This is a genomic window from Nesterenkonia xinjiangensis, from assembly GCF_013410745.1.
Lineage (GTDB): Bacteria > Actinomycetota > Actinomycetes > Actinomycetales > Micrococcaceae > Nesterenkonia > Nesterenkonia xinjiangensis.
Map to the genome: position 1 here is coordinate 1,111,664 of NZ_JACCFY010000001.1, position 26,034 is coordinate 1,137,697.

Genomic DNA, 26,034 nt, shown 5'->3' on the forward strand with positions numbered 1-26,034 from the left:
CAGGAAGGGCACCGGGAACCCATACTGGGCACACAGCACATGTCCAGCTGACTCCCAGACAACGGAGGGACACTAGCGCCGTGACTGACAAGACTCCCGAAGCCAAGCTGCTCGTCGTCGACGACGAGCCCAACATCCGCGAGCTGCTCGCCACCTCTCTGCGCTTCGCCGGATTCGAGGTCGCTGCGGCCTCGAACGGAAGGGAAGCACTGGACACCGCCGAGGAGTTCCACCCGGATCTCGCCGTGCTGGACGTGATGCTGCCGGACATGGACGGCTTCACGGTGACCCGCCGCCTGCGCGCGGCGGGGAAACACTTCCCTGTGCTGTTCCTCACCGCACGGGACGACACCGATGACAAGATCACCGGTCTCACCGTCGGCGGCGACGACTACGTCACCAAGCCGTTCTCCCTGGACGAGGTGGTCGCCCGCATCCGCGCGGTGCTGCGCCGCACCGCCCCGTACCAGGACGAGGACGCCGTCATGGTCATCGACAACCTGGAGCTCGACGACGACGCCCACGAGGTCCGGCGCGACGGCGAGATGGTGGACCTCTCCCCCACCGAGTTCAAGCTGCTGCGCTACCTGATGATGAACCCGAACCGGGTGCTCTCCAAGCAGCAGATCCTGGACCATGTCTGGGAGTACAACTTCAACGGGGACGCCTCGATCGTGGAGTCCTACATCTCCTACCTGCGCCGGAAGATCGACTCGGGCGCCGACGGAGCCCCCATGATTCAGACCAAACGCGGCGTGGGCTACGTGCTGCAGACCTGGGAGCGGAGGCAGCGCTCCCAGGGCCTGTCCCACTGAGCCTGAGGCATGGCGTTCACCCCGGTCCGTTCGGTCGCCCGCAAGTGGCGCAGCGCGTCTCTGCGCACCCAGCTGGTCTTCATCATCTCCGGCCTGCTGCTCCTCACCCTGGCGGTGACGACGTTCGTCTCGGCCTCGCTCTTCCGCCAGGAGCTGCTGCGCAACCTGGACGAGGATCTGTACACCAACCGGAACAACATCTCGATGTACCTCACCGAGATGGGCTCCGAGCCGGAGGACCGGGCCAACGCGCTGGCGATCCTGCGCTTCTACGGAGTGCTGCTGACCAACGACGGCGAGCCGCTGGAGTACAGCGCCACGCACCGTCGGGTGGAGGGCCAGGACCTGCCGGACATCCCGCAGCTGACCGCCGAGGACGTGCTGGCCCAGGCCGGACAGTCCTTCGAGGTGGCGGGGACCGTGGAGGGCTCGCGGGGCTGGCGGGTGCAGGTCTACCGGCTGGAGTCCGGAGAGGCCTCCCTGGCGATCGCCCTGCCCCTGGAGGACGTGGACACCTCTGTGGAGCGTGCGACGTTCCTGGTGGCCACGATCGGCCTGCTGGCCACCCTGGGGGCCTCTACGATCGCCTATGCGGTGGTGACCCGCGCGTTCCGGCCGCTGTTCCGTGTGGAGAAGACGGCTGCGGCGATCGCCGGCGGGGACTTCTCCCAACGTGTGGAGACCACCGCTCCCCCGGAGACGGAGATCGGCCGGCTCTCCGGCTCGCTGAACGTGATGCTGGAGCATATCGAGGAGGCCTTCCGCGCGAAGACGGCCTCCGAGCAGAAGATGCGGCAGTTCATCCAGGACGCCTCCCATGAGCTGCGCACTCCGCTGGTGACGATCCGCGGGTTCTCGGAGCTGTACCGCCAGGGCGGCGTCAGCGACAACCCGGAGGCCGTGGGGGCGGCGATGAGCCGCATCGAGTCTGAGGCCAAACGCATGGGCCAGCTGGTGGAGGACATGCTCACGCTGGCCCGGCTGGACGAACAGCGTCCGCTGCAGCTGGCTCCGGTGGATCTCAACCTCATCGCCCATGACACCGCCATGGACATGGGCGTCAACGCCCCGGACCGCATGGTGCAGGTGGTCGGCCTCGACGGCGGGGGCCCGACGTCGGCCCCCGTGCTCGGCGACGAGGGGCGGATCCGCCAGATCGTGACCAACCTGGTCACCAATGCGCTGCGCTACACCCCGGAGGGCTCCCCGATCGAACTGGTGGTGGGCACGGAGAGCCTGGTCGCCGGGCGCACTGACTCGGTGCTGCAGGTCCGCGACCACGGTGACGGCATCTCCGAGGAGGAGGCCGCGCGGATCTTCGAACGGTTCTATCGGGCGGACAACTCCCGCGGCCGGGAGACCGGCGGCACCGGACTCGGCCTGGCCATCGTGGCGGCGATCGCCGCCCAGCATGACGGCACGGTCCGTCATCAGCAGACCTCCGGCGGTGGGGCCACGATGACCCTGCGGCTGCCGATGGTGGAGCCCAGCGACCAGTCCGACCATGAGTCCGACGTCGAGGAGCATGAGCTCGCGGAGCTGGAGGGCGGGGCTGTTCCTCCACAGCACCGCCCACACGACGGCGACACTCCCGGTCTCTCCACAGATCGCTGATCGACCGCGGCGCCAGGGCCGGGCCCCTTCTAGCGTGGACAGCGTCCCGCACATCGACGGAAGGAGCCAGATCATGGCAGTGCTGCAGATCGACACCATGGACCTGATGGCCAAGAGCCAGACCGTGGAGTCCACCCTGACCCGCATCCAGACCGACGTGAACTCGATGGAGTCCCAGTTGCGTCAGCTGCAGGAGTCCTGGAAGGGCTCGGCCTCCACCGCGTTCCAGGAGGTCCTGACCCAGTGGCGCAGCACCCAGCTGCAGGTGGAGCAGTCGCTGGCCAGCGTCCGCCAGGCGATGGCCTCGGCCTCCTCGCAGTATGAGGAGACGGAGTCGGCCAACACCCGCATGTTCGGCCGCTGAGCATGGCTCGGCAGGCTCGCTGACCCTCCCCCCCTAGCGCGCGTCCCCCGCCATGACGAAGGCCCCGCAGGCAGATGCCTGCGGGGCCTTCGTCATGCTCAGCGGAAAGAGCAGGACATGATCACATCATGCCGCCCATGCCGCCCATCGGGTCCATGCCCTCGGCGCCCGCGCCGGCCGGGTTCTTCTCCGGCTTGTCGGCGACGACGGCCTCGGTGGTGAGGAAGAGGCTGGCGATGGAGGCAGCGTTCTGCAGGGCAGAACGGGTCACCTTCACCGGGTCGTTGACGCCGGCGGCCAGCAGGTCCTCGTACTCGCCGGTGGCGGCGTTGAGGCCGACACCGTCCGCGAGGCCCTTGACCTTCTCCGCAACCACGCCGGGCTCGAGGCCGGCGTTGAGTGCGATCTGCTTCAGCGGAGACTCGACGGCCACCTTGACGATGTTCGCACCGGTGGCCTCGTCACCCTCCAGGGAGAGAGTGGCGAAGGCGCGGGCACCGGCCTGGATCAGGGCGGCGCCACCGCCGGCGACGATACCCTCGTCCACGGCGGCCTTGGCGTTGCGCACAGCGTCCTCAATGCGGTGCTTGCGCTCCTTGAGCTCGACCTCGGTGGCGGCACCGGCCTTGATGACGGCCACGCCGCCGGCCAGCTTCGCCAGGCGCTCCTGGAGCTTCTCGCGGTCATAGTCCGAGTCGCTGTTCTCGATCTCGGCCTTGATCTGGGAGACGCGACCGGCGATCTCGTCGGCGTCGCCGGCACCCTCGACGATGGTGGTCTCGTCCTTGGTGATGACCACCTTGCGGGCGGTGCCCAGCAGGTCGAGAGTGGTGTTCTCCAGCTTGAGGCCGACCTCCTCGGCGATGACCTGGCCACCGGTGAGGATGGCGATGTCGGCCAGCATGGCCTTGCGACGGTCACCGAAACCGGGGGCCTTGACAGCCACCGACTTGAAAGTGCCCTTGAGCTTGTTGACCACCAGGGCCGCCAGGGCTTCACCCTCGACGTCCTCGGAGATGACCAGCAGCGGCTTGCCGGACTGCATGACCTGCTCCAGGATGCCGATGACGTCCTTGACCGAGGAGATCTTGGAGTTGACGATCAGGATGTACGGGTCCTCGAGGACGGCTTCCTGACGCTCCGCGTCGGTGACGAAGTAGCCGGAGAGGTAGCCCTTGTCGAAGCGCATACCCTCGGTGAGCTCGAGCTCGAGGCCGAAGGTGTTGGACTCCTCGACGGTGATGACACCTTCCTTGCCCACCTTGTCCAGGGCTTCGGCGATGAGCTCGCCGATCTGGATGTCAGCGGCGGAGATCGACGCGGTGGCGGCGATCTGCTCCTTGGTCTCGATCTCCTTGGCGGAGGTGAAGAGCTCTGCGGTGACCGCCTCGACGGCCTTGTCGATGCCGCGCTTCAGACCCATCGGGTCGGCACCGGCGGCGACGTTGCGCAGGCCCTCCTTGACCAGGGCCTGAGCCAGCACGGTCGCGGTGGTGGTTCCGTCACCGGCGACGTCGTCGGTCTTCTTGGCGACCTCCTTGACCAGCTCGGCGCCGATCTTCTCGTAGGGGTCCTCCAGCTCGATCTCCTTGGCGATCGAGACGCCGTCGTTGGTGATGGTGGGGGCGCCCCACTGCTTCTCCAGCACGACGTTGCGGCCGCGGGGGCCCAAGGTGACCTTGACGGCGTCGGCGAGGATGTTCAGGCCCCGCTCGAGGCCGCGGCGGGCCTCTTCGTCGAATGCAATGGTCTTAGCCATATCGGCACGTGTCCTTCCTGGACTGCGGGTGATGATGATTCAGACGTGTTCGCGTCAATCGGGTCGAACCTTGAGAGGTGCCCGCGACGGACGGCCACGCCCCCGCGTCACCGGGGTCGTAGGAAAATTGGCCTCACCTGTTCAGGTTCATCCCACTCGCCGCCGCAGGAGGCTGCTCCCGAGATCGGGCTGGCAGTCTCTGGGGGAGAGTGCTAGCTCAATATTTAGCACTCAGAGCAGGCGAGTGCAAACCCTTTCGAGTGCCCCGGGGAGCCTCTGCGCCCCGCATCCGCGGGCCTTCTGCACCGTGACCGGCCTCCGCTGATCTCACTCGGCGAAATCGGGCCCGACCACCACGGCCACGGAGGACCATGCTCCGCTCTCCTCGACCTGTTCGATGCCGAGGTTCTCCGCGAGGTCCTGGGCGTGGGCCTCGGCGTTCGGCGGATAGTAGATCACGGGAGTGTCGACGTCGTCGTAGGTCCACTCCGCCGCGTAGGTGACGTTGTAGTCCAGCTCCGTGAGCTGCTCGGCGATGTCGTCCTCCAGGCCGGCCGGGCCTCCGTAATTGAGGATCTGCACCGGGGACTCGGTGTCGGCGGCAGCCTCCGTGGGCTGGCCGCCGCCCTGCTCCGTGTCCTCCTCGCCGTCCTCGGCCCCGTCCTCCCCGTTCTCTTCGCCGTCCTCGGGGGCCTCACCCTGCTCCTGATCACCGGTGCCGGCCTCGGGGGAGTCCTCACGCAGGGTGGGCAGCACGAAGTAGCTGGCGACGCCCACCAGCAGCGCCAGCACGGCGAACAGACCGATCCACTTCAGGCCGCCTCCGCCGCGGGAGGAGCCGGCCGCGGCCGTCGGGGCGCGGTGCTTGCCCGCCTCGCCCTGCTGGTACGGGGGAACGTCGTCGAACTCATCGTGCGGGAACTTGCTCATGATGTGGAGATCCTCAGGCTCTGCGCATGCTGCGGACGGACGGTGGGGCGGGCCGCGATGCCCTGCCGGGGGCTCATCGGCGCGAGGCCCGAGCCCGCTGCCGCGCCTCGCGCTGACGGCGCAGACGCTTGACGAGCATGGGGTCGTGCACGAGGGCGGCTTCGGAATCGATGAGCTGGTTGAGCAGCTGGTAGTAGGCGACCGCAGAGATCTGCAGCTCGTCGCTGATCGCCTGGTCCTTGGCGCCGGCGTACTTCCACCATTGGCGTTCCATGGCCAGGATCTGCTTCTGCTGTTCGCTCAGCTGGCCGGCCATGCCGGCCGCGGCGTCGACTGCGTCAGAGGTGACGGTGTCGGCCGAGCTGGCAGAGCTCATCGATGCCTCCTGATGTCGACTCGGACCGGTGCGTCCGGACCGCTGTTCCTGCGCCCATCCTAAGGCCCGGGGACGGCACGACGGCGCATATGGCCCCTTGTGTGTTCGCCGCCACGGCAGCCGGAGCGGCCCGGCAGGGAGCGGAATGCCGGCGAAGATGTCTAGGGTGGTGGGTCATGGACCTCTCCGCGGACCTCATCGCACCTCTGGAACCTGGATGGCGACGGGCGCTGGCCCCGCAGCAGGAGCAGTTCGCCCGCCTGCAGGAGGAGCTCACCCGCCGCCGGGACGCCGGTGAGCACATCCTGCCCGCCCCCGCATCCGTGCTGCGCGCCTTCCGGCAGCCCTTCGACCAGGTCAAGGTGCTGGTGCTGGGCCAGGACCCCTACCCCACTCCCGGGCACCCGATCGGGATGTCCTTCGCCGTGGCCCCCGACGTGCGGCCGCTGCCGCGCAGCCTGCAGAACATCTTCCGTGAGCTCCACGAGGATCTCGGGATCGGGCCGGCGCCCCACGGGGACCTCTCCGCCTGGTCTGCGCAGGGGGTGCTGATGCTCAACAGGGTGCTCACCGTGACAGCGGGCAGCCCCGGCTCGCACCACGGCATCGGCTGGGAAGAGATCACCGAGGCCGCGATCCGCGCCCTGGCGGCGCGCGGGACACCGCTGGTCTCGATCCTCTGGGGCGCCGACGCCCGGCGCATGCAGCCGCTGTGCGAGGCCGGGGACCACACCGCCGCGATCACCAGCCCGCACCCCTCCCCGCTGTCCGCGCACCGGGGCTTCTTCGGCTCTCAGCCGTTCTCCCGGACGAACGAGGCGCTGCAACGTCTGGGCGCAGCACCGGTGGACTGGCGGCTGGCCCCGGCCTGAACCTCAGCGGCGGCGGCCGCGGGAGCGCTCGTTGGACTGCAGCCCGGCGGTGATCGGCCGCATCAGTACGTCACCGAGCACGATGCCCGAGGCGATGCCCAGAATGATGATCAGCGCGCTGAACAGCTCGGTCAGCCCGCCCATCATGGAGGCCACCAGATTGGTGTCCGGGTTCTCGAGGGCGATCTGGTACATGCCGCGGAACACCATGAGCCCCGGCAGCATGAACATCATGCCCGGCACAGCGATGACCAGCTGCGGGGCCCCCATTCGCAGCGCCACCACTCGTCCCAGCGCCCCCACCACGGTGGCCCCGAGGATCGGAGTCATCCGCTCCCCCAGTCCGATCGACTCACCGGCGTAGAAGAGCAGGAACCCCAGCGCGGAGACCAGCCCCGTGGGCAGCAGCATCTTCCACCGGGCCTGCTCGACGACGGCGGCGGCCATCGCGGCCACGAAGACGATCGCCACCAGGACGGCGGGATGATAGATGCGGGTCAGCCCCACGGCGATCTCCATCTGCGGGGCGCCGAGCAGGTCTGCCAGCACCACGCCGGCCATGATGCCCGCCGTCATGCCGGCGAAGGCGATCATCGCCGAGACCAGTCGCCCCGCTGAGGTGAGCGGGAAGCCGTTGATCGCATCCTGGATGGCGGAGACCACCCGGGCCGAGGGCAGCAGGATCATCAGCCCGCCGGCGACGACCATCGACGGGGTGATCGGGACCCCCAGCATGAACGCCCCCATGGCGATGAAGGTGGCCACGAAGCCCCCGGTGGCCAGGGTGAAGAACTCCGGAACCCTCCACACCGCGAGCTGACGGTTGATGCCCAGCACCACCAGGGTGGCAGCGAATCCGATCGAAGCGTCCAGAATCGGTGCCCCCAGGAAGCTGGCGAACAGGCTCGCGAAGACGGCACCGGCCAAGGTGACCATCCACCGCGGATACGGCTTGGGCTCCCGCGTGATCTCCTGGAGTCGCTCCGCAGACTCGGTGCGGGTCAGCCGCCCAGAGATGATGTCGGTCACGAGCTCGTGCACGGCGGCGAGCGCCTTGTAGTTCCGGGACCAGGACCGCACCACACGCACTCGCGAGTATGGGATCTTGTCATCGGGTGCCCAGTTGAGGCTGATCGACTGGTTGGTGATGTCGACGTCGGTGTTCTTCATCCCGAAGGCGGCGGTGACCGCGATGATCGAGGTCTCCACCTCCAGCGCGCCGGCCCCGTAGCGGAAGAGGGCCTCGCCGAGGTCCAGCACGAAGGCGATGGTGGCGAGCTCGTCGGAGTCCACCGGCTGCTCGGCCTGCCGGGGGTTCGCGTACGGGGTGCCGGCCAGGTGGTCCACCAGCGGGACGGACTGGGTGTGGGTGGTCTCGAGGCGCATGATGCGGCGCAGCACATCCTGCGGGCGCACCTTCTGCTCGAAGACGGAGCGGTCGAACAGCGGGGCGCGCCGAAGCGGCCCGGGGAGCTTCGCACCGGTGGGGCGCAGCACCGAACGCCGCCGGATCGGCTCACTGAGCGGCGAGACGGCCACCTCGTACGGGTCCGCCACAGGGGTCCGGTCGGTCGGGATCTGCGGGCCCAGCGCCTCGGTCTGTGCCCAGTCGCCGGAGGGCGTCCATTCGCCTGCGGCCAGCTCATCGGGCTGACGGTCGGCGGGAGGCTCGCGGAGCGCGGCGAAGCTGTGCGTGTGCGGGCGCGGGATCGGGGAGGTCGGCGAGGTGGCGGAGCCGACGTCGTGCTGGCCCGAATGCTGGCCCGGATGCTGGCCGGGGTCGGGTAGGTCCGCCGCCGGGGTGTCGTAGAAGGCGTCAGGGACGTACTCGTGACGCACTGCCTCGGCCTCGGCCTGGGCGGCCTCCTCCTGAGCACGTTCGACGGCCTCGGTGTCGAACTCCTCCCACTCCAGAGTGGCCTCCGCCTCACGGGCGGCCTGCCAGGACGAGGCGATGCTGCCGGTCAGGGCACGCATGAAGCCGGTGGAGGTGTCCTCGACGTCACCGTCGGCGGTGGGTCGGACCACCGGGATGAGGGTCACCTCGGCGTCCGGCTCGGAGATGACGGGGTCGATGGCCTCGACGGCGGCGTCGGCGGCCACCTGGCCCCCGGTGTGCTCCTGGCGTCGAGTCTCCTCGGCAGTCATTGACCCTCCCTCCGGGTGCGTCGTGGCGTCTCTCAATCTACGAGGCGCGGCCGCGCCTCGATGGTGGCATGGGGACTCGGATCAGCTGCCGGCGTCGAGCCCGCGGCGGGGGATGGGACAGCTCCGCCCCGCCGGAGGCTGGCCATGCAGGCCGCATCCCGACAGGGCGGTGACGTGTGGAGTGGTGGATCCGAATGGACTCGAACCATCGACCTCTCGCGTGTGAAGCGAGCGCTCTAACCATCTGAGCTACGGATCCGGGGCGACCACGCGGGCATGAAATCTGCCTGCGAGCGCCAGAAAAGATTAGCACCTCGGGTGCTGATTCGGAAAACCGATGGCCGAACTCAGGCCAGGGCCTCCTCGAGGGGAGTCTCGCCGTCGTAGAAGTTGACGGTCCGGCGCACCACCGCGCCGGCGGTCAGCACGTGGGTGATCGCCTCGGCCACGTTCTCCCGCGACGTGCCGACCTCTTCCCGCGCAGGCTGACGCCCATCGATCAGTCCGGCGCCGTCGACCACCTGCAGTGCGCGTGTGGCCGGCTCCCGGGTGAGCGAGCCCGGCCCGAGGATCGTCCAGTCCAGGCCGGTACCGCGCAGGTGGGCGTCGGCGTGATGCTTGGCTTCGGCATAGGGATAGAAGGAGCTGGACCGATCCAGGGTGTCCACATCGGTCTCGGCGCGCACATACGAGACCATCACATAGCGGCTCACTCCGGCCTTCTCGGCGGCGTCCATGGTTCGCACGGCCGCGTCTCGGTCCACGGCCCTGGTGCGATCCGGATTGCCGCCGCCGGCACCCGCGGCGAAGACCACCGCTGCGGCCCCGGAGAAGGTCTCGGCCAGCTGATCGACGTCAGCCTGCTCGATGTCCAGCACCACCGGATTCGCGCCTGCCGCGTCGATGTCGTCGCGCTGGCCGGGATCCCGGATCAGCGAGTCGACGCTCCAGCCGGCCGCCGCCAGCTTCGGTGCGGCGAGCAGCGCCACCTTGCCGTGGCCGCCCACGATGACGACGCGCTTGTTCTCTGCCATGACAGTCTCCTTCGGTTCGCCTCGATGCTCCCCGGTGCCGAGCTCCGCGCCCTGCACCCTCGTGAGGGCACAACGCCTGAAGCAGCCTGCTATTCCTGGGCAGCGCGACGGGCCTCGTTCGATGAATCGAACGACTGGTACTATATGGCGAACGAATGGAGGTGCCCGTGACCACGAAGGACCATCACGCGCTGCTGGCACAGATCGCCGCCGCTGTCCGGGAGGAGCGCCTGCGCGCAGGCCTGTCGCTCAGTGAACTGGCTCGCAGAGTGGGCATCTCGAAGTCCACAGTGTCCCAGCTGGAGACCGCCCAGGGGAATCCGAGCGTGGAGACGCTGTGGTCGATCGCCTCCACGCTGGGCATCCCCTTCGCGCGCCTGGTCGCCGCCCCCAGCCCTCGGCCGCAGATCATCCGCGCCGATGAGCGCGCCGCAGTGCCCTCCGCCACGGCGGACTTCCACGCCGCCCTCCTCCACAGCGGAAGCTCTCCGGCGCAGCGCGATCTCTATGTGGTGAGCCTGGAGCCCGGTGAGGTCCGAGAGGCAGAACCGCACCCGCCGGGCTCGACCGAGCATGTGCTCATCAGCTCCGGACGCGTCCGCCTGGGGCCCGCCGACGCCCCCTTCCTCCTCCATCCCGGCGACTACGCCGTCTTCCCCGGGGACACCCCGCACTCCTACGAGGCGCTCACCCCCGGCGCATGGTTCACCCTGCTCATGGAGCACCCCTCAGCAGAGCCCCGCTGGGGCGGCCACCGATGACCGCCTCCTCCGATCGCCAAGCACTTGGGCGCTCCCGCCTGACCCCCGCCACCCGCACGGGGCTCTCAATCGCCGCCGCCGTCTCCCTCTACGGCATCTCCTTCGGCGCCTTGTCCGTGGCCTCCGGCCTGACTCTGTGGCAGACCGTGGCACTGTCGGCGCTGCTGTTCTCCGGCGGCTCGCAGTTCGCGTTCATCGGGGTCCTCGCGGCCGGAGGGACCGGCGCCGCCGCGCTGGGCGCCTCGACCCTGCTGAGCGCGCGCAACACGATCTATGCGGTGCAGATGAAGGCGATGTTCGACCCGACCGGCTGGCGGCGGCTGGTCAGCGCCCAGCTGACCATCGATGAGTCCGCCGCCAATGCGATGAGCCAGACCGATCCGGCGGAGCGCCGCCGCGGATTCTGGGTCACCGGGATCGCCGTCTACCTCGGCTGGAACCTGGCGACGGTGGTCGGCGCCCTGCTGGGCGACTTCGTGGCCGAACCGGAGGCACTGGGGCTCGACGGCGCGGTCGTCGCCGCCTTCCTGGGGCTGCTGTGGCCGCGGCTGCGCGCGCGTGAGCCGTGGGCGTTGGCGGTGCTGGCCGCCCTGGTGACGGTGCTGACCATGCCGCTGCTGCCGGCCGGAGTCCCGGTGCTGCTGGCAGCCGTCGTCGCAGCGGCCTGGGGACTGCTCTGGCGACCCCGGTCCTCCGGGACGAGGACCGAAGTCCCCACCGCGGAGGCCGAGGGGGCCCGCCGATGACGCTCTGGACATGGGTGCTGATCGCCTGTGCTGCGGTGTACCTGACGAAGATCGCCGGCTATCTGGTGCCGGGCTCCTGGTTGGAGCACCCTCTGGTGGGGCGCATCTCCGGACTGATGACCGTGGCGCTGCTGGCCTCCCTGGTGGCGATGAACACCGCCTCCGGCGACGACGGCGTCGTCCTCGACGCCCGCCTCGGCGCCCTGGCGGCCGCCGCCGTCGCCCTGCTGCTGCGGGCCCCGTTCCTCGTGGTGGTTCTCGCCGGAGCAGGTGCGGCCGCCGGCCTGCGCGCCTTCGGTCTGGGCTGAGCCGGACAGGCTCGACGACACGTTACGTCAGACGCGTATTGCGTAATCCAGGACCTGACTGTAAGGTTGTCCTCACTTGGGTGCGACAGGGGCCCGCTCGGTGCGGGCGGGCCCCGCTTCCCACCCAGGGAGACCAGACACGACGCAGCACACGGCCGCACCAGACGGCGGCCGGACCTCACGCAGACACAGAGACGCCGGGCTCGGCAGGGATGATCAGTGCATCCCTGCCGAGCCCGGCGTCTCGTGCTGTGCGGCGCCGGTCAGCGCCACCCCGTCAGCGCGTGGTGGACGTGGCGGCCTCCTCCTGGCCGGAACGACCTTCGTCGGCGCCCTCGGCATCAGGCTCCGCGACGGGGTCGGACTCACCGGCCGGGGTGGCACGCAGCGTCAGCCCCAGCAGAAGAGTGCCCACGCTCATCGCGGCGGCAGTGCGGAAGGCGGTGCGGAAGCCCTCTACGGCGGCGGCTTCCGGGTCCAGGCCGTTCGACGCCGCGGCGGCGGCGCCCAGCCCCATCACGGTGACCAGCAGTGCGGTTCCGACGGCGGCGGCCAGCTGCTGCAGGGTGTTGAGCACTGCCGAGCCGTGCGAATACAGCGGCTGCGGCAGCGGGTTCATCGCCGTGGTGAAGGCCGGAGTGAACAGGCAGGCCAGGCCGAAGCTGAGCACCAGGTGCAGCGTCAGCACGGACCACACGCTGCTGTCCGGGCCGAGCAGGCTCATCAGGAACAGGGCCACGATCAGCAGCGCCGCGCCCGGGACCACCAGGGGCTTCGGGCCGATGCGGTCGTAGAGCCGACCGACGATCGGGGCCAGCAGCGCCATGAGCACACCGCCTGGCAGCATCAGCAGACCGGTCGTCAAGGTGTCCAGGCCGCGGACCTGCTGGAGGAACAGCGGCAGCATGATGATCGCACCGAAGAGGGCGATCATCATCAGCAGCATCATCAGCAGGGAGCGGGTGAACATCGTGTACCGGAACGGCTGGAGGTTCAGCAACGGGTTGCCGCCCTTCTGCAGGCGCAGCTGCAGCCATGTGAAGGCCGCCAGGAACAGCACCCCGATCACGAGCACCACGAGGGCGACGACGTCGACGCCGGCCTCCGCGGCCTCATCCACGCCCGCTCCCTCGCCGTGGCCGCCGCCCAGCTGGCTAATGCCGTAGACGACGCCGGAGAATCCGGGCACGGAGAGCAGCAGGGACGGCACGGAGAGCCCTCCGCCCTTGACCCCCGGGGAGTCGTCCAGGCGAGGCCGGCCCAGCACCATGGCGGCCAGGGCGATGGGCAGGATGAGGAGGAACAGGAAGCGCCAGTCGGCGATGTGCAGGATGAGCCCGGACAGCGCGGGCCCGGTGGCCGGGGCCACGGAGATGACGATGGAGATGTTCCCCATGACCACGCCGCGGCGCTGCAGCGGCACCAGGGTCAGCGTGGTGGTCATCAGCAGCGGCAGCATCATCGCCGTGCCGGCGGCCTGGATGATGCGGCCCACCAGCAGCATCGGGAAGCCGAAGGCGGCCGCGGCGATCGCGGTGCCGGCACAGAAGAGCACCAGGGAGATGGTGAACACCGCACGCAGGCTGAACCGCTGCATCAGGTAGCCGGTGGTGGGGATGATCGTGGCCAGGGTGAGCATGAAGGCGGTGGTCAGCCATTGGATGGTGGTCTCGTCGACCTGGAACTCGACCATGAGCGGCTGCAGCGCCACGTTCATGATGGTCTCGTTGAGGATCATGATGAACGCGGCCAGGAGCAGCGCACCGATGGTGAGCTTGTCCCCCCTGGGCATCTTGGGCGCCTCGACCCCGACAGAGGAGGCGGACGGTGGTGTGGGATGAGCGCTCATGGATACTCCGGAGACGATGACGGCCCTGCACCTCCCGATGCGAGGAGCACGGGCGTGACAGGGCTGGGCGGGCTGATTGATCAGGCGGCGACATCGCCCGCGCTGTGCTGAGGACGTGTCGGCCGCACGACATTCCCGCAGCGACGACGCCGACCGGGCAGGAATGCGCACTAGTTCGCTTCAGCCAACCGGCGGCCGAGCGGAAGTATTCCCCCGCAACGAAAAAATGTGGCGCCCCGCTGTGGCGAGTCCGGCACCGCACTGAGGGCGATGCCGGGCAGACGTGGAGCCCCCTGCCGGGTTCGAACCGACGACCTGCTGTTTACAAGACAGCTGCTCTACCAGCTGAGCTAAGGAGGCGTGGCGCCGAAGCGCCGGAGGCCCATCCTACCGGCGGACCTCCCTGAGTGACCAGTTGGTGGTCGGGCGGCCTCGCGGGCGGACGGCTGACGCCCGCCCGCGGGCCACGGGATCAGGACTCGTCGTCAGCGTCCTCGTCTTCTGCATCCTGATCGTCGCCGTCCTCACCGATGGCGGCTTCGACGAACTCACGGAAGCCCATCTCGGACGCGCCCCAGTCCTGGTCGTCCAGGTAGACGGTCGGGGTGCCCTGAACACCGTGGCCGGTGGCCTGGCGTGAGGTGTAGGTGACGAACGGACGGTAGGTGCCGTCCTCCACGCAGGACTCGATGTCGACGTCGTAGGCCTCGGCCCTCGCCACGAGCTCGTCGTTGGACAGCTCACCCTGCGGCTGGTGGCCGACGACCTCGGCAAGATAGTCGAGGTAGTTCTCCGGAGACTCCTCGGCTATGCAGACCGTGGCGTTGGCCGCCCGCGAGGAGTAGTTGGTGTTGGAGTTGCCGTCCAGGAAGCCGACCATGCGGTACTCGACGGTGATCTCACCGGCATCGGCCCATTCCTTGATCTGCTCCCCATGCTGATTCTCGAAGCTGGCGCAGTGCACGCAGTTCGCGTCGGCATAGACGATCAGATGCGGGGGCTCCCCGTCCTCCCCCGGCTCCACACCGAGGGGCAGCTCGGAATCAGATTCGGGCACTTCCGAGGCGTCGATCGTGCCGAGGTCGTCACCGTCGACGATCTCCGTGGCAGAGGTCAGCGTGATGCCTCCCTGCTCGTTCGCAGACGCCGGGGCCGGGCCCTCCGTCGCGGCGACGCGATCCTCGCCGGAGCGCTGGTTGACGATGAAGAGGGTGAGCGCCAGCACGACGACGAGCGCCACGACCACCACGCCGACGCGCAGCAGCACGGAGGTCCGACGCTGCTTGGCCTCCTCCTCCTGCTGGATCCGGCGGGCCTTGTCGCGGGCGTTGCCGCCCGAGGTCTGGGGGTTCTGAGCCATCAAGTCTCCGAAAGTGTCGTCAGGGGGATCCTCTGGCGGATCCGACGGGCAGAGTCTCATCCAGGGTAATCCCTCCCGGCTGGGTGTTTCCTGAAGGTCCGGCACACGACCGCGGCGCGTCAGGTCCGCACGCGGAGCCGGGAGTTCGACCTTCCTCACATTCCGGCCCGCCGGTGCGATGCTCCGGGTAGAGTTGCGAGACAACTGATGCGACGGGCGTCACAGGCCGATGCCGCCACGGACGCCGTCCTCGAGAGGAAAGGGGTTGGCGCTGATGCCTCAGCAGAGCGGATACGACTTCGTCGTGGTGGCCAACAGACTGGCCGTCGACAGGGTCACCACCGAGGACGGCGGAACAGGGTGGCGCCGATCTCCCGGCGGCCTGGTCACGGCACTGGCCCCGATCATGGCCCAGTCCGACGGCGCCTGGGTCGGCTGGCACGGCGCCGCAGACGAGCCCCTGGAGGCCTTCGACCACCAGGGCATGCACCTGGTCCCGGTGCCGCTGAGCGAGCAGGAGGTGGAGGACTACTACGAGGGATTCTCCAACGCCACCCTGTGGCCGCTGTACCACGACGTGATCGCCCGCCCCGCGTTCCATCGACACTGGTTCGAGGCCTACCGCCGGGTGAACCGTCGATTCGCGGAGGCCGCCGCCGACGTCGCCGCCCAGGGCGCGACCGTGTGGGTCCAGGACTATCAGCTGCAGCTGGTCCCGGCGATGCTCCGTGAGCTCCGCCCTGATGTGAAGATCGGCTTCTTCAACCACATCCCCTTCCCCCCGCCGGGCCTCTTCTCCCAGCTGCCGTGGCGCCACTCGGTGCTGCGCGGACTGCTCGGGGCGGACCTGATCGGCTTCCAGCGAGAGTCCGATGCGCGGAACTTCCAGCGGGTGGTCCGCCACCGGCTCGGCTACTACATCAAATCGGACCAGGTCTTCGTGCCCCTGGATGCGCCGGGACCCGGTGAGGACGCTTCGGTCAACGGCCTCCATGCAGACCCGGCCCGCGGCACCGCACCGCGGCAGCTCACCGCGCCGACCGAGGGCGGATTCCGGGTCGCCGAGGCCAAGGCCTTCCCCATCTCGATCGACACCGACAAGATCGTCGAGCTCTCCGAACGTCCGGACATCATCGCCCGCTCCCAACAGATCCGCCGCGAACTGGGCGAGCCGGACACCATCTTCCTGGGCGTGGACCGCCTGGACTACACCAAGGGCATCCGCCACCGACTCAAGGCCTATGAGGAGCTGCTGCGCGACGGCAAGCTCACGGTCGGAGAGGCCTGCCTGGTGCAGGTGGCCAGCCCCTCCCGGGAGGGAGTGGCCTCCTACCAGCGGTTGCGTGAGGACATCGAGGGGGCGGTGGGGCGGATCAACGGGGAGTACGACACCCTGGCCCACACGGCCATCCGGTATCTGCACCACTCCTACCCGGTGGAGGAGATGGTGGCCCTCTACCTGGCGGCCGACGTCATGCTGGTCACTGCGCTGCGTGACGGCATGAACCTGGTCGCCAAGGAGTATGTGGCCGCACGGAAGTCCGGGCAGGGGGTGCTGGTGCTCTCCGAGTTCACCGGCGCCGCCGACCAGCTGCGCCAGGCGCTCCTGATCAACCCCCACGACGTCGATGAGCTCAAGGCCGCCATCGTCAAGGCCGCCACGATCGACCCCGAGGACGCGCGCCGACGGATGCGCAGCCTGAGGCGTCAGGTGGTCTCCAACAACGTGCAGCGCTGGGCCGAGGAATTCCTCGATCGCCTGGCGGCGCAGCCCTGATCAGGAGATACTCGTCCCATGACCACTGACCACGTCCCTCAGGACGCCTCCGTGGCACCCCTGCTCGATGACGATCTGCTCGCCGCCCTGCGAGGCTTCGCCGCGCTGCCCCGGCTGCTGGTGTGCTTGGACTTCGACGGCTGCGTCTCCGAGCTGGTGGCTGATGCCTCCGAGGCCCGCCCCGTGCCGGCCAATGCGGAGGCAATCCGACGGCTGGCGGGGCTCGACGGCGTCCGCGTCGCCTATGTCTCAGGCCGTCCGCTGGAGTCTCTCCGGGAGCTGGCGGCCCCGCCGTCGGGAGCCCTGCTGATCGGCTCCCACGGCGCGGAGCGCGACGTCGCAGACCTGGCCCCGCACAGCCGTGGACTGACGCTGACCCCGGGCCAGCAGGCCGCACGGCGCGAGCTCCTGGAGGTCTTCGAGTCCATCGCCGCCGGCGCCGAGGGCGCCTGGGTGGAGCACAAGCCCGCGGGAGCGGCCATCCATGTGCGCAAGGTCCCCGACGCCGGCGAGGCCGAGCAGGTGCTCGTGGAGTCCCGTGCCGCCGTCGCGACCCTGGACGAGGTGCACCCCAAGGAGGGCAAGATGGTCCTGGAGGCCGTCGTCGTGCAGGCGGACAAGGGCGAGGGCATCAGTGAGCTGCGCCGGTTGGTCTCCCCGGATGCGGTGCTCTTCGCCGGCGACGACGTCACCGACGAGTTCGGCTTCGCGGTGCTGGCCGGGGATGACCTCGGCGTGAAGGTCGGCGAGGGCGAAACCCGCGCCGCACACCGGATCGAGGCTCCGGCGCAGCTGGCCGCGGTGCTGAACACGATCGCTGAGGCCCGCGAGGCCCGAGATGAGGAGCAGCAGTGAGCCCAGCACCAGGCCTGAGCCTGACCGCCTCCGGCACGATCCCCCAGGAGCTGCTTGACCTGCCCTGGCATCTGCCGCTGGTCGAGTGGCCCGAGCATGTCATCGCCGCGCTGCCGCGAGGCATCTCCCGACACATCGTGCGGTTCGCCTATCTGGGCGGCTCGGTGATCGCGATCAAGGAGACCTCCGAACGGGCCGCCCGGCATGAGTACCGGATGCTGCGGCAGCTGGGACGCCTCGGCGCACCGTGTGTGAAGCCGGTGGCGGAGGTGACCGGGCGCTCCCGAGAGGACGGCACGGAGCTGTCCCCCGCGCTGATCACCCGGCATCTGCGCTTCTCGCTGCCCTACCGTGCGGTGTTCAACCAGATGATGCGCAAGGAGACGCTGCACCGGCTCATCGACGCGCAGGCGCTGCTGATGGTGGAGCTGCACCTGATCGGCTTCTACTGGGGCGACGTCTCCTTGTCGAACACGCTGTTCCGACGCGACGCCGGCAAGTTCGCCGCCTACCTGGTGGACGCCGAGACCGGGGAGATCCATCCGACGCTCTCCGTCGGGCAGCGCGAATATGACCTGGAGCTGGCGCAGGTGAACATCGCCGGCGAGCTGATGGACCTCATGGAGGGCGGCATGGTGGACGAGGAGGTCGACCCAATCGCCACCAGCCACCAGTTCATCGACTCCTACCGCGGCCTGTGGCAGGAGCTCACCGGGGACACGGCTTTCAAACCGGATCAGCAGTGGCTCATCGAGGAGCGGATCCGGCGGCTCAACGAGCTGGGCTTCGACGTCGAGGAGTATGACATCCGCTCGGCGAGCGCGGAGGAGAAGCTGCTGCTGCGCCCCAAGGTGGTGGACCCGGGACATCACCAGCGCCGCCTGATGAACCTCACCGGCCTGGACGTCCAGGAGAACCAGGCCCGCCGGCTGCTCGGCGCGATCGACGCCTACCGGGCGCAGACGGATCCGCATGGGGACGAGTCCATCGCCGCGCACATGTGGACCCAGGAGGTCTTCCAGCCGATGATCCGGCAGATCCCGCGGGAGCTGCGCGACAAGCTGGAGCCCGCAGAGATCATGCACCAGATGATCGACCACCGGTGGAAGCTCTCGGAGCGGGAGGGCCGCGACGTCGAGCTGACGGACGCGCTGCCCAGCTTCATCGAGGAGGAGCTGCGCGGCAAACGCGACGAGGCGATCCTGATGATCAACCCGCCCACCGATGTGATCGAGCAGCTGGAGCGCAGCGAGCGGGATGATGACGACGACGGCCCGGTCAGCGAGGACGACTCCGTCTGGGCGGCGGACCCGGAACCGTGATTATCCATATATCGGATGACATTTTCCGCATCACGATAGACTGGTGCGGTCCCTGACCCCTTCACGAGGAGACCTCATCACCATGCTGCAGGTCGGCCAGCAGGCCCCCACCTTCACTCTGTCCGACGCCCACGGCCACCAGGTCAGCTCGGCCGACTACGCCGGCCGTCACCTGGTCGTCTACTTCTACCCCAGGGCCTCCACCCCCGGCTGCACCACCCAGGCCTGCGACTTCCGCGACAACCTGGCCTCGCTTGAGGCGGCCGGCTACGCCGTCGTCGGGATCTCTCCCGATGAGCCGGAGGCGCTGCGTGAGTTCAGCGACGCCGAGCAGCTGACCTTCCCCCTGCTCTCCGACGTCGGCCAGGCGGTGGCCCGGGCCTACGGCACCTACGGGACCAAGACCCTGGGCGAACGCACCATGAAGGGCACACTGCGCTCCACCTTCGTCATCGACCCCGAGGGCCGGCTCTCCCACGCCGCCTACGACGTCAAGGCCCAGGGCCACGTCGCCGAGCTGCGCAGCACCCTCGGCGTCTGACCCGGGCACACGGACTGCGGGATCACAGACGGCGGGGCCCCGACCAGATCTGGTCGGGGCCCCGCCGTCTGTGCCGGCGCTGAGCACCGGCGAGCTCAGAGCCGGGAGCTCAGGCTCCTGCCGGCTTCGCGCCCACCCGGCTGATCAGCCGCCCGCGCGGGGTCTCGAAGTCGATCTGCTCACCGCGCAGCAGGGTCGTCTCCACGACGCCGACCAGATCACGGCCGTCATAGGCACTGACCTTGTTGCGGTGCCAGAGGCTGTCGACCTCCACGCTCCAGGACTGCTCCGGGGAGAAGATCACCATGTCCGCGCTCATCCCCTCGGCCAGACGGCCCTTGTCCGACAGCCCGGCCAGGTCCGCCGGCGCGGAGGACATCCAGCCCACCACCTGCTCCAGCTCCAGGCCGCGGGCCTTCGCCTCGCTCCAGACCAGCGGCAGCCCCAGCTGCAGGGAGGAGATCCCTCCCCAGGCGGCGCCGAAGTCGCCGACGTCGAGCAGCTTCAGCTCCGCGGTCGAGGGCGAGTGGTCCGAGACCACGCAGTCGATGAGCCCTTCGCGCAGACCCTCCCAGAGCGCATGCTGGTTGGAGGCTTCCCGGATCGGCGGACAGCACTTATGGGTGGTGGCGCCGTCGCCGATCTCCTCGGCAGCCAGGACCAGGTAGTGCGGGCAGGTCTCCACGGTCAGCTTCACCCCCTCGGCTCGGGCCTGCCGGATCTCCGGCAGGGCGTCGGCCGAGGAGAGGTGCAGGATGTGCGCCCGGGCTCCGGTGCGCCGGGCGGCGTCGATGACCGCGCGGATGGCGACGTTCTCCGCCTCCCGGGGCCGGGAACGTAGGAAGTCCTCATACCGGCGGCCCTGAGCCCCGGGCGCCTGGGCCAGGGTGTCGTGATCTTCGGCGTGGACGATCATCATCGATCCCAGCTCCGCCAGGATCGCCATGTCCGCCTCCATCTCCGCCGGCTCCAGGGGCGGGAACTCCTCGACCCCGGAGTCCTCCAGGAAGCATTTGAAGCCGAAGACTCCGCGCTCGTGCAGGGGACGCAGCTGCTCGCCGTTGCCGGGCACCGCCCCGCCCCAGAAGCCCACATCCACGTGGGCGGAGGCAGCGGCGGCGGCCTGCTTGATCTCAAGCGCCTCCGGGTCCACCGTCGGCGGGATCGAGTTCAGCGGCATGTCCACGATCGTGGTGACCCCGCCGGCCGCGGCGGCACGGGTGGCCGAGGCGAATCCCTCCCACTCGGTCCGGCCCGGCTCGTTGACGTGGACGTGGGTGTCCACCAGGCCGGGGAGCAGCACCTGCCCCTCTCTCAGCTCACGTGTCTGCCGCCCCTGCAGCCCGGTGCCGTACGGGGCCAGGGCGGTGATCGTCCCGTCGTCGACGCCGATCTCCACGGCCTGCCATCCCTCGGGCAGCAGGGCCCTCCGGGCTGTCACCACGAGTTCATGGACCATGTCTGTGTCTTTCCTCTCTGGCTTCAGCGTGCCGGCCGGTCGGCCCGGCGGCGGCGTCCTGCGGGGTCGATCGCGAGACGACTTCCCACAGTGTGCAGCAGGTCACGCGCCTGCGTCATGGATTCTCTCTCATCGGCGGCCAGATCGCGCAACGCCCAGACCTGCTCCAGTCCGGCCGCCGCCCACTGATCCCTGTCCAGGCTGTTGCGTCCGCAGACCGCGATCACCGGCACCCCGTGGCGGGAGGCGCAGGCGGCCACCCCGACGGGCACCTTGCCCGCCAGGGACTGGGTGTCGAGGCTGCCCTCACCGGTGATCACCAGATCGGCGGAGGCGATCGTCGCCTCGAGCCCGACCAGGTCCATCACCACCTCCACCCCCGGGCGACGTGCAGCCCTGAGCAGGCCCAGCGCGGCGAAGCCGACACCGCCGGCCGCTCCGGCACCCGGCTGGTCCGCGGCCGCGACGACTCGCTCCGAGGCGGCGGCGCCCCCGCGCCGATAGGCGGCCTCGGCGAGGATCGGCACAGCGGATCGCAGCGCGGCAGCGGCCTGCCGCACCTGTCGCTCATCCAGGCCTTTCTGGGGCCCGAAGACCTCTGCGGCGCCTCGCGGGCCGATGAGCGGCGAGTCGACGTCGGCGGCGATGACCAGGCGCACCCGGCCCAGCCGTGGATCGAGGCCGCTCAGGTCTGCTGCGGCGAGCCCGGCCAGCCCGGCCGCACCGTCGGGGATCCGCCGGCCTGCTCGGTCCAGCAGCCGGGCCCCGAGCGCCGAGAGCATGCCTGCCCCGGCATCGGTGCAGGCACTGCCTCCCAGAGCCAGCACCACTTCCCGGGCCCCGCGGTCCAGCGCCGCGCGCAGCAGCTCCCCGGTGCCTCGGCTGGTCGCCCGGAGGGGGTCGGCGCACGGGTCCATGTCCCCCAGCCCGGAGGCCTCGGCCAGCTCCACCAGAGCCACCGGCCCGGCGTCACCGGGGCGGGTGCCCAGTCTGGCGCCCACCGGCCGGCCGTCCGGGCCGGTGACCTCCAGCACCTCGATCGTCCAGTCCCCGGCCGCACCACCCTCCGCGACCGCGTCGAGCGTCCCCTCTCCGCCGTCCGCCATCGGCACCTGCTCGATGACGTCCCCCGAACCCTGCTCACGTAAGCCTGCGGCCAGCGCGGCGGCCACCTCCCGGGCGGACACCGACCCCTTGAACGTGTCCGGCGCGATCACGATCCTCTCGCCGACGCCCCCGGCTGACATCTGAGCCATCGAGTCACTCGGAGACCACGAGCGGGGTCAGCGACGTCGGGGCGTCCTCGGAGCTCTCCGCCAGGGGCTCGAACTCGTTGACTGCGTCCAGGGCGGCGCCCATGGAGATGTTGGTGACCCGCTCGAGGATGACCTCGACGACCACCGGCACCTGATGCTCCTCGGCCTGCCGCACCGCGTCCTCCAGGGCGCCGCGGATATCCTCCGGGTCCTCCACCCGGACCGCCTGGCAGCCGAGTCCCTTCGCCACCGCCACGTGATCCACTCCGTAGCCGGCGCTCTCCCCGGTGGCGTTGATGTTGTCGAAGGCCAGCGAGACCTCATAGTCCATCTCGAAGGGCCGCTGCGCCTGACGGATCAGCCCCAGGTAGGAGTTGTTGACCACCACGTGGACATAGGGCAGACGGTGCTGAGCGCCCACCGCCAGCTCTTCGACCATGAACTGGAAGTCATAGTCGCCCGAGAGCGCGACGACGGTTGTGTCCGGGCGCGCCCGCACCACACCCAGCGCGGCCGGCCCGGTCCAGCCCAGGGGCCCCGCCTGGCCGGCGTTGATCCAGGAACGCGGGTGGTAGGCGTGAAGCATCTGCGCACCGGCGATCTGGCTGAGCCCGATCGTGGTCACATAGGTGACGTCCCTGCCGAAGACCGCGTTCATCTCCTGGTAGACCCGCTGCGGCTTGATCGGCCGCTCGGTGAAGTTCGTCTTGCGGTGCATCGTGCCCTTGCGGGCGGCGCAGGCGCGGGCCCAGGTCGAGAAGTCCGGGAGTCGGTCCTTCCGCGCCCGGGCCGCCTCAAGGAGCGCGGCGATCGCCGCGCCGGCGTCGGAGACCACGCTGTAGTCCGGCGCGAAGACCCGGCCGATCTGCGTGGGCTCGATGTCGATGTGGATGAACCTCCGACCGCGCCGGTAGGTCTCCAGGTCTCCGGTGTGCCGGTTGGCCCATCGGTTGCCGATGCCCAGAACCAGGTCAGACTCCAGGAAGCTGGCGTTGCCGTAGCGGGTGTGGGTCTGGATCCCGACCATCCCCGCCATCAACGGGTGATCGTCAGGGATCGCGCCCCAGGCCATCAACGTGGGAGTGACCGGGATGTCGAGCAGCTCGGCGAGCTCGACCAGCTGGTCGGTGGCGTCGGCGTTGACGATGCCGCCACCGGCGACGATGATCGGGCGCTCCGCCTCGGCGATCATGTCCAGCACCCGGTCGGCCTGGGCGCGGGTGGCCGCCGGACCCACGACCGGCAGCGGCTCGTAGGTGTCGATGTCGAACTCGATCTCGGCCTGCTGGACGTCCACCGGCAGATCGATGAGCACCGGGCCGGGGCGCGCGGAGCGCATCAGCTGGAAGGCCTTCTGGAAGGTTCCGGGGACCTGGGCGGCCTCCAGCACCGTCTTGGCCATCTTCGTCAGGGGTGCGGCGATGGAGGCGATGTCCACCGCCTGGAAGTCCTCCTTGTCCAGGACGGCCACCGGGGCCTGACCGGTGATGCACAGGATCGGCTGGGAGTCCGCCTGGGCGGCGTAGAGTCCGGTGATCATGTCGGTGCCGGCCGGGCCGGAGGTCCCCAGGCAGACGCCGATGTTGCCGGCGGCGGCTCGGGTGTATCCGTCGGCCATGTGGGACGCCCCCTCCACGTGACGGGCCAGCGTGTGCCGGATCCCTCCGTGGGCCCGCAGGGCCGAATAGAGCGGATTGATCGCCGCTCCGGGGAGCCCGAAGGCTTCGGTGGCTCCTTCCTTCTCCAGGATCAGGGCGACCGCATCAACAGCGCGCATCCTCGTCATGGCGCTTCTCCTTCATCTCGTCGTGTCTGGTGAGGCGGTCCGAACTCCGGGCCGCCGAATCTGGGCGGCGGCGTCACCGGGCTGAGGGGTCCGACGATCCGCCGGAGAGCTCCTCCAGGACGGTGAGCAGCCCGGAGTGGTCCAGCCCGCCGTCGCCCCGCTGCACGGTGGAGGCGATCAGCTGCGCCACGGTGGAGGCCAGCGGCGTCACGACGCCGGCCTCGCGGGCGGCCGCGGTGACGATCCCCATGTCCTTGTGATGCAGGTTCAGCCGGAAGCCGGGTTCGAAGGCGCGGTCCAGCATCTTCTGGCCCTTCTGGTCCAGGACCTTGGAGCCGGCCAGCCCGCCGCCGAGCACTGTCAGCGCGGAGTCGGTGTCCACGCCGTAGGCCTCGAGGAACAGGACGGCCTCGGCGAGCAGCCCGATGTTGCCGGCGACGATGAGCTGGTTGGCCGCCTTGACGGTCTGCCCGGAGCCGGAGGGGCCCACCAGCACGATGGTCTTCCCGACCCCCTCGAGGACGTCACGGACGGCGTCGAACTCCTCCTGCTCCCCGCCGACCATGATGGAGAGCACACCGTCTATCGCGCCCTGCTCCCCGCCGGAGACCGGGGCGTCCAGCGGCTTGAGCCCTGCCTCGCGGGCCTTCTGCGCGACCTCGGCGGCCACGTCGGGGCGGATGGTGGAGTGGTCGATCCAGGTGGCCCCGGGCTGGGCGTGGGCGAGGACGCCGTCCTCCCCCAGCATCACCGACTCCACGTCCGGGGAGTCCGGCACCATGGTGATGATGACCTCGGCGTCACGGACCGCCTCAGCCACAGACGACGCCGCGGTCCCGCCGGCCTGCGCGAGCTCCTGGCTCTTCTCGGGCGAACGGTTGAAGCCGGCCACGGTGTGTCCGGCGGCGACGAGGTTCTTGGCCATGGGCAGTCCCATGATTCCCAGGCCGATGAATGCGATCTTCGTGCTCATGTCCTCTGGTCCTCTCGTGTGGGGCGGTCGCCTCAGACCGATCCCGGTGTCTGTGTGCTGCGTGGGCAGCTGGTCAGCGGCTCGCGTCCGCAGCAGGGGCGGTGGCCGCGAGCCAGTCGAAGGCGGTCGCGGTGTCCTGCTTGTACTCCAGGGCCACCGAGCCGGGATAGCCGAGCTCACGGCTGCGGTCGATCCACGCCTGCAGGGGGAGCGCACCGGTGCCGGGGGCTCCGCGGCCGGGTGCGTCGGCGATCTGGATGTGGCCGAAGGACGCGGCGTGGGCCTCGATGACGGCGGCGACGTCGTCGCCGTTGACCGCCAGGTGGTAGAAGTCGGCCAGCAGAGCGACGTTCTGTGCACCGGCGGCGCGGGCCGCCTCGACCACGGCGAGCGCCTCGACGGCCGTCTTCAGCGGGTACCCCTCGGCGCCGGAGACCGGCTCCACGAGCACCACGCCCTCGATGACGGCGACGGCCTCGGCGGCGTGGACCAGGTTCTTCACGGCGAGCGCGTCCTGGGCCTGCTCGTCCTGCCCGTCCTGCCGCAGTCCGTAGAGGGCGTTGAAGGCTCGGCAGCCGGTGCGGCGGCCGATCTCGACGACGACCTCGACGTTGCGCTCGAACTCGTCCTGGCGGCCGAGGACGGAGACCATCCCGCGATCGCCCTGAGCCATGTCGCCGGCCCAGAAGTTCAGCCCGGCCAGGGAGACCCCGGCCTCGTCCAACGAGGCCACGAACGCATCGACCTCGGCCCCGGAAGGCGCGGGGTCACCGTCGAAGGGCCACCAGAACTCCACCGCGGTGAAGCCTCGGTCAGCTGCGGCGCGGGCCCTCTCCAGCACGGGCAGCTCGGTGAGCAGCGTGGAGCAGTTCAGCACGTAGGACTGCGGGGAACGGTGATCGGATGTGCCAGTCATCTGGTCCTCCTGTCGGTGGGCGGATGCGTGGCGAAGCTCCCGTCACCACGCCGCATGATTCCGTAAAGCGGAAACATGAATCCATCTTGTGGAAGATCAGCGTACGACGCCGCGGAAGGTCTCGTCAACGCCCAGGCCCACCGAGATCCTGCATGCACCCCAGAATCCCGGGTGCCCGAAGCCGACACGACGACGCATGGACTGCCGGAGGGC

23 protein-coding genes and 2 tRNA genes are annotated in these 26,034 nt (G+C 69.6%); 11 read left to right on the forward strand and 14 right to left on the reverse strand.

All coding sequences use genetic code 11. From position 1 onward, the window contains the following. The first annotated feature begins 80 nt into the window (after positions 1-80). The 3 genes from HNR09_RS05205 to HNR09_RS05215 all read left to right on the forward strand — a co-directional run bounded on the left by HNR09_RS05205 (position 81) and on the right by HNR09_RS05215 (position 2,793). Positions 81-815, forward strand: a complete 735-nt coding sequence (locus HNR09_RS05205; protein ID WP_179541078.1) for a response regulator — start codon at positions 81-83, stop codon at positions 813-815. Between the two features lie 9 nt (positions 816-824). Then, a complete protein-coding gene (locus HNR09_RS05210; RefSeq protein WP_179541079.1) occupies positions 825-2,429 on the forward strand; it encodes a sensor histidine kinase in 1,605 nt (534 codons plus the stop codon). A 73-nt stretch (positions 2,430-2,502) separates the two neighbouring features. Next, entirely contained in the window at positions 2,503-2,793 is a 291-nt protein-coding gene (locus tag HNR09_RS05215; RefSeq protein ID WP_179541080.1) for a WXG100 family type VII secretion target, read from the forward strand. A 121-nt stretch (positions 2,794-2,914) separates the two neighbouring features. Here HNR09_RS05215 and groL read toward each other — a convergent pair whose 3' ends face one another. From groL to HNR09_RS05230, 3 genes are all read right to left on the reverse strand, one after another. Beyond that, positions 2,915-4,552, reverse strand: coding sequence for a chaperonin GroEL (gene groL, locus HNR09_RS05220; RefSeq protein ID WP_179541081.1), 1,638 nt, complete (start codon positions 4,550-4,552; stop codon positions 2,915-2,917). 327 nt (positions 4,553-4,879) lie between these two features. Then, positions 4,880-5,482: a LytR C-terminal domain-containing protein gene (locus HNR09_RS05225; RefSeq protein ID WP_179541082.1), complete on the reverse strand. Its 603-nt coding sequence runs from the start codon at positions 5,480-5,482 to the stop codon at positions 4,880-4,882. 73 nt (positions 5,483-5,555) lie between these two features. Next, the gene (locus HNR09_RS05230) at positions 5,556-5,798 is read right to left on the reverse strand and encodes a DUF3263 domain-containing protein (protein WP_246349142.1); all 243 of its coding nucleotides are present in this window, start codon (positions 5,796-5,798) and stop codon (positions 5,556-5,558) included. A 236-nt stretch (positions 5,799-6,034) separates the two neighbouring features. On the opposite strand from HNR09_RS05230, the gene HNR09_RS05235 reads away from it, so the two are divergent. Continuing rightward, a complete protein-coding gene (locus HNR09_RS05235; protein ID WP_179541084.1) occupies positions 6,035-6,730 on the forward strand; it encodes a uracil-DNA glycosylase in 696 nt (231 codons plus the stop codon). 3 nt (positions 6,731-6,733) lie between these two features. Here HNR09_RS05235 and HNR09_RS05240 read toward each other — a convergent pair whose 3' ends face one another. From HNR09_RS05240 to HNR09_RS05250, 3 genes are all read right to left on the reverse strand, one after another. After that, entirely contained in the window at positions 6,734-8,878 is a 2,145-nt protein-coding gene (locus HNR09_RS05240) for a threonine/serine exporter family protein (protein WP_179541085.1), read from the reverse strand. A 182-nt stretch (positions 8,879-9,060) separates the two neighbouring features. Continuing rightward, positions 9,061-9,137, reverse strand: a tRNA-Val gene (locus HNR09_RS05245). Positions 9,138-9,225: 88 nt separating this feature from the next. Then, positions 9,226-9,912: an NAD(P)H-binding protein gene (locus HNR09_RS05250; RefSeq protein WP_179541086.1), complete on the reverse strand. Its 687-nt coding sequence runs from the start codon at positions 9,910-9,912 to the stop codon at positions 9,226-9,228. A 167-nt stretch (positions 9,913-10,079) separates the two neighbouring features. Between HNR09_RS05250 and HNR09_RS05255 the strand changes: the two genes are divergently transcribed. Genes HNR09_RS05255 through HNR09_RS05265 form a run of 3 tightly spaced genes read left to right on the forward strand, consistent with a single transcriptional unit; the run spans position 10,080 to position 11,727 of the window. Then, positions 10,080-10,673 carry a helix-turn-helix domain-containing protein gene (locus tag HNR09_RS05255; RefSeq protein WP_343047456.1) on the forward strand — a complete coding sequence of 198 codons (594 nt, stop codon included), beginning with the start codon at positions 10,080-10,082 and terminating at the stop codon, positions 10,671-10,673. Continuing rightward, complete coding sequence (locus tag HNR09_RS05260; protein ID WP_179541088.1) at positions 10,670-11,419, forward strand: AzlC family ABC transporter permease; 750 nt, start codon at positions 10,670-10,672, stop codon at positions 11,417-11,419. Before HNR09_RS05255 ends, HNR09_RS05260 begins: the two co-directional genes overlap by 4 nt. Beyond that, complete coding sequence (locus HNR09_RS05265; RefSeq protein ID WP_179541089.1) at positions 11,416-11,727, forward strand: AzlD domain-containing protein; 312 nt, start codon at positions 11,416-11,418, stop codon at positions 11,725-11,727. Before HNR09_RS05260 ends, HNR09_RS05265 begins: the two co-directional genes overlap by 4 nt. Positions 11,728-12,004: 277 nt before the next feature. Here HNR09_RS05265 and HNR09_RS05270 read toward each other — a convergent pair whose 3' ends face one another. The 3 genes from HNR09_RS05270 to HNR09_RS05280 all read right to left on the reverse strand — a co-directional run bounded on the left by HNR09_RS05270 (position 12,005) and on the right by HNR09_RS05280 (position 14,936). After that, complete coding sequence (locus tag HNR09_RS05270; protein WP_179541090.1) at positions 12,005-13,576, reverse strand: DHA2 family efflux MFS transporter permease subunit; 1,572 nt, start codon at positions 13,574-13,576, stop codon at positions 12,005-12,007. 284 nt (positions 13,577-13,860) lie between these two features. Next, positions 13,861-13,936, reverse strand: a tRNA-Thr gene (locus HNR09_RS05275). A 112-nt stretch (positions 13,937-14,048) separates the two neighbouring features. Then, entirely contained in the window at positions 14,049-14,936 is an 888-nt protein-coding gene (locus HNR09_RS05280) for a DsbA family protein (protein ID WP_179541091.1), read from the reverse strand. Between the two features lie 274 nt (positions 14,937-15,210). On the opposite strand from HNR09_RS05280, the gene HNR09_RS05285 reads away from it, so the two are divergent. The 4 genes from HNR09_RS05285 (at position 15,211) to bcp (ending at position 19,431) form a co-directional block, all read left to right on the forward strand. Continuing rightward, on the forward strand, positions 15,211-16,713 hold the full coding sequence (locus tag HNR09_RS05285; protein WP_179541092.1) for an alpha,alpha-trehalose-phosphate synthase (UDP-forming): 1,503 nt from the start codon (positions 15,211-15,213) through the stop codon (positions 16,711-16,713). Positions 16,714-16,731: 18 nt separating this feature from the next. Further along, positions 16,732-17,568: a trehalose-phosphatase gene (gene otsB / locus HNR09_RS05290; protein WP_179541093.1), complete on the forward strand. Its 837-nt coding sequence runs from the start codon at positions 16,732-16,734 to the stop codon at positions 17,566-17,568. After that, complete coding sequence (locus HNR09_RS05295) at positions 17,565-18,890, forward strand: DUF4032 domain-containing protein (protein WP_179541094.1); 1,326 nt, start codon at positions 17,565-17,567, stop codon at positions 18,888-18,890. Before otsB ends, HNR09_RS05295 begins: the two co-directional genes overlap by 4 nt. An 82-nt stretch (positions 18,891-18,972) precedes the next feature. Continuing rightward, complete coding sequence (bcp, locus tag HNR09_RS05300) at positions 18,973-19,431, forward strand: thioredoxin-dependent thiol peroxidase (RefSeq protein ID WP_179541095.1); 459 nt, start codon at positions 18,973-18,975, stop codon at positions 19,429-19,431. Between the two features lie 109 nt (positions 19,432-19,540). Here bcp and allB read toward each other — a convergent pair whose 3' ends face one another. The 5 genes from allB to HNR09_RS05325 form a co-directional block, all read right to left on the reverse strand. Further along, positions 19,541-20,890, reverse strand: a complete 1,350-nt coding sequence (gene allB, locus HNR09_RS05305; protein WP_179541096.1) for an allantoinase AllB — start codon at positions 20,888-20,890, stop codon at positions 19,541-19,543. A gap of 23 nt (positions 20,891-20,913) precedes the next feature. Next, positions 20,914-22,146 carry a glycerate kinase gene (locus HNR09_RS05310; RefSeq protein WP_246348730.1) on the reverse strand — a complete coding sequence of 411 codons (1,233 nt, stop codon included), beginning with the start codon at positions 22,144-22,146 and terminating at the stop codon, positions 20,914-20,916. A 4-nt stretch (positions 22,147-22,150) separates the two neighbouring features. Then, positions 22,151-23,932 carry a glyoxylate carboligase gene (gcl, locus tag HNR09_RS05315; RefSeq protein ID WP_179541097.1) on the reverse strand — a complete coding sequence of 594 codons (1,782 nt, stop codon included), beginning with the start codon at positions 23,930-23,932 and terminating at the stop codon, positions 22,151-22,153. A 73-nt stretch (positions 23,933-24,005) separates the two neighbouring features. After that, entirely contained in the window at positions 24,006-24,941 is a 936-nt protein-coding gene (locus HNR09_RS05320; RefSeq protein WP_281366385.1) for a 2-hydroxy-3-oxopropionate reductase, read from the reverse strand. Between the two features lie 37 nt (positions 24,942-24,978). Next, a complete protein-coding gene (locus HNR09_RS05325) occupies positions 24,979-25,821 on the reverse strand; it encodes a hydroxypyruvate isomerase family protein (protein WP_179541099.1) in 843 nt (280 codons plus the stop codon). Between the last annotated feature and the right edge of the window lie 213 nt (positions 25,822-26,034).

Excerpts from the sequence above, each read along its gene's own strand:
- HNR09_RS05210 (WP_179541079.1), top strand. The coding sequence starts at position 825 with ATGGCGTTCACCCCGGTCCGTTCGGTCGCCCGCAAGTGGCGCAGCGCG.
- HNR09_RS05215 (WP_179541080.1), top strand. The coding sequence starts at position 2,503 with ATGGCAGTGCTGCAGATCGACACCATGGACCTGATGGCCAAGAGCCAG.
- groL (WP_179541081.1), bottom strand. The coding sequence starts at position 4,552 with ATGGCTAAGACCATTGCATTCGACGAAGAGGCCCGCCGCGGCCTCGAG.
- HNR09_RS05225 (WP_179541082.1), bottom strand. The coding sequence starts at position 5,482 with ATGAGCAAGTTCCCGCACGATGAGTTCGACGACGTTCCCCCGTACCAG.
- HNR09_RS05230 (WP_246349142.1), bottom strand. The coding sequence starts at position 5,798 with ATGGCCGGCCAGCTGAGCGAACAGCAGAAGCAGATCCTGGCCATGGAA.
- HNR09_RS05235 (WP_179541084.1), top strand. The coding sequence starts at position 6,035 with ATGGACCTCTCCGCGGACCTCATCGCACCTCTGGAACCTGGATGGCGA.
- HNR09_RS05240 (WP_179541085.1), bottom strand. The coding sequence starts at position 8,878 with ATGACTGCCGAGGAGACTCGACGCCAGGAGCACACCGGGGGCCAGGTG.
- HNR09_RS05250 (WP_179541086.1), bottom strand. The coding sequence starts at position 9,912 with ATGGCAGAGAACAAGCGCGTCGTCATCGTGGGCGGCCACGGCAAGGTG.
- HNR09_RS05260 (WP_179541088.1), top strand. The coding sequence starts at position 10,670 with ATGACCGCCTCCTCCGATCGCCAAGCACTTGGGCGCTCCCGCCTGACC.
- HNR09_RS05265 (WP_179541089.1), top strand. The coding sequence starts at position 11,416 with ATGACGCTCTGGACATGGGTGCTGATCGCCTGTGCTGCGGTGTACCTG.
- HNR09_RS05270 (WP_179541090.1), bottom strand. The coding sequence starts at position 13,576 with ATGAGCGCTCATCCCACACCACCGTCCGCCTCCTCTGTCGGGGTCGAG.
- HNR09_RS05280 (WP_179541091.1), bottom strand. The coding sequence starts at position 14,936 with ATGGCTCAGAACCCCCAGACCTCGGGCGGCAACGCCCGCGACAAGGCC.
- HNR09_RS05285 (WP_179541092.1), top strand. The coding sequence starts at position 15,211 with ATGCCTCAGCAGAGCGGATACGACTTCGTCGTGGTGGCCAACAGACTG.
- otsB (WP_179541093.1), top strand. The coding sequence starts at position 16,732 with ATGACCACTGACCACGTCCCTCAGGACGCCTCCGTGGCACCCCTGCTC.
- bcp (WP_179541095.1), top strand. The coding sequence starts at position 18,973 with ATGCTGCAGGTCGGCCAGCAGGCCCCCACCTTCACTCTGTCCGACGCC.
- allB (WP_179541096.1), bottom strand. The coding sequence starts at position 20,890 with ATGGTCCATGAACTCGTGGTGACAGCCCGGAGGGCCCTGCTGCCCGAG.
- HNR09_RS05310 (WP_246348730.1), bottom strand. The coding sequence starts at position 22,146 with ATGGCTCAGATGTCAGCCGGGGGCGTCGGCGAGAGGATCGTGATCGCG.
- gcl (WP_179541097.1), bottom strand. The coding sequence starts at position 23,932 with ATGACGAGGATGCGCGCTGTTGATGCGGTCGCCCTGATCCTGGAGAAG.
- HNR09_RS05325 (WP_179541099.1), bottom strand. The coding sequence starts at position 25,821 with ATGACTGGCACATCCGATCACCGTTCCCCGCAGTCCTACGTGCTGAAC.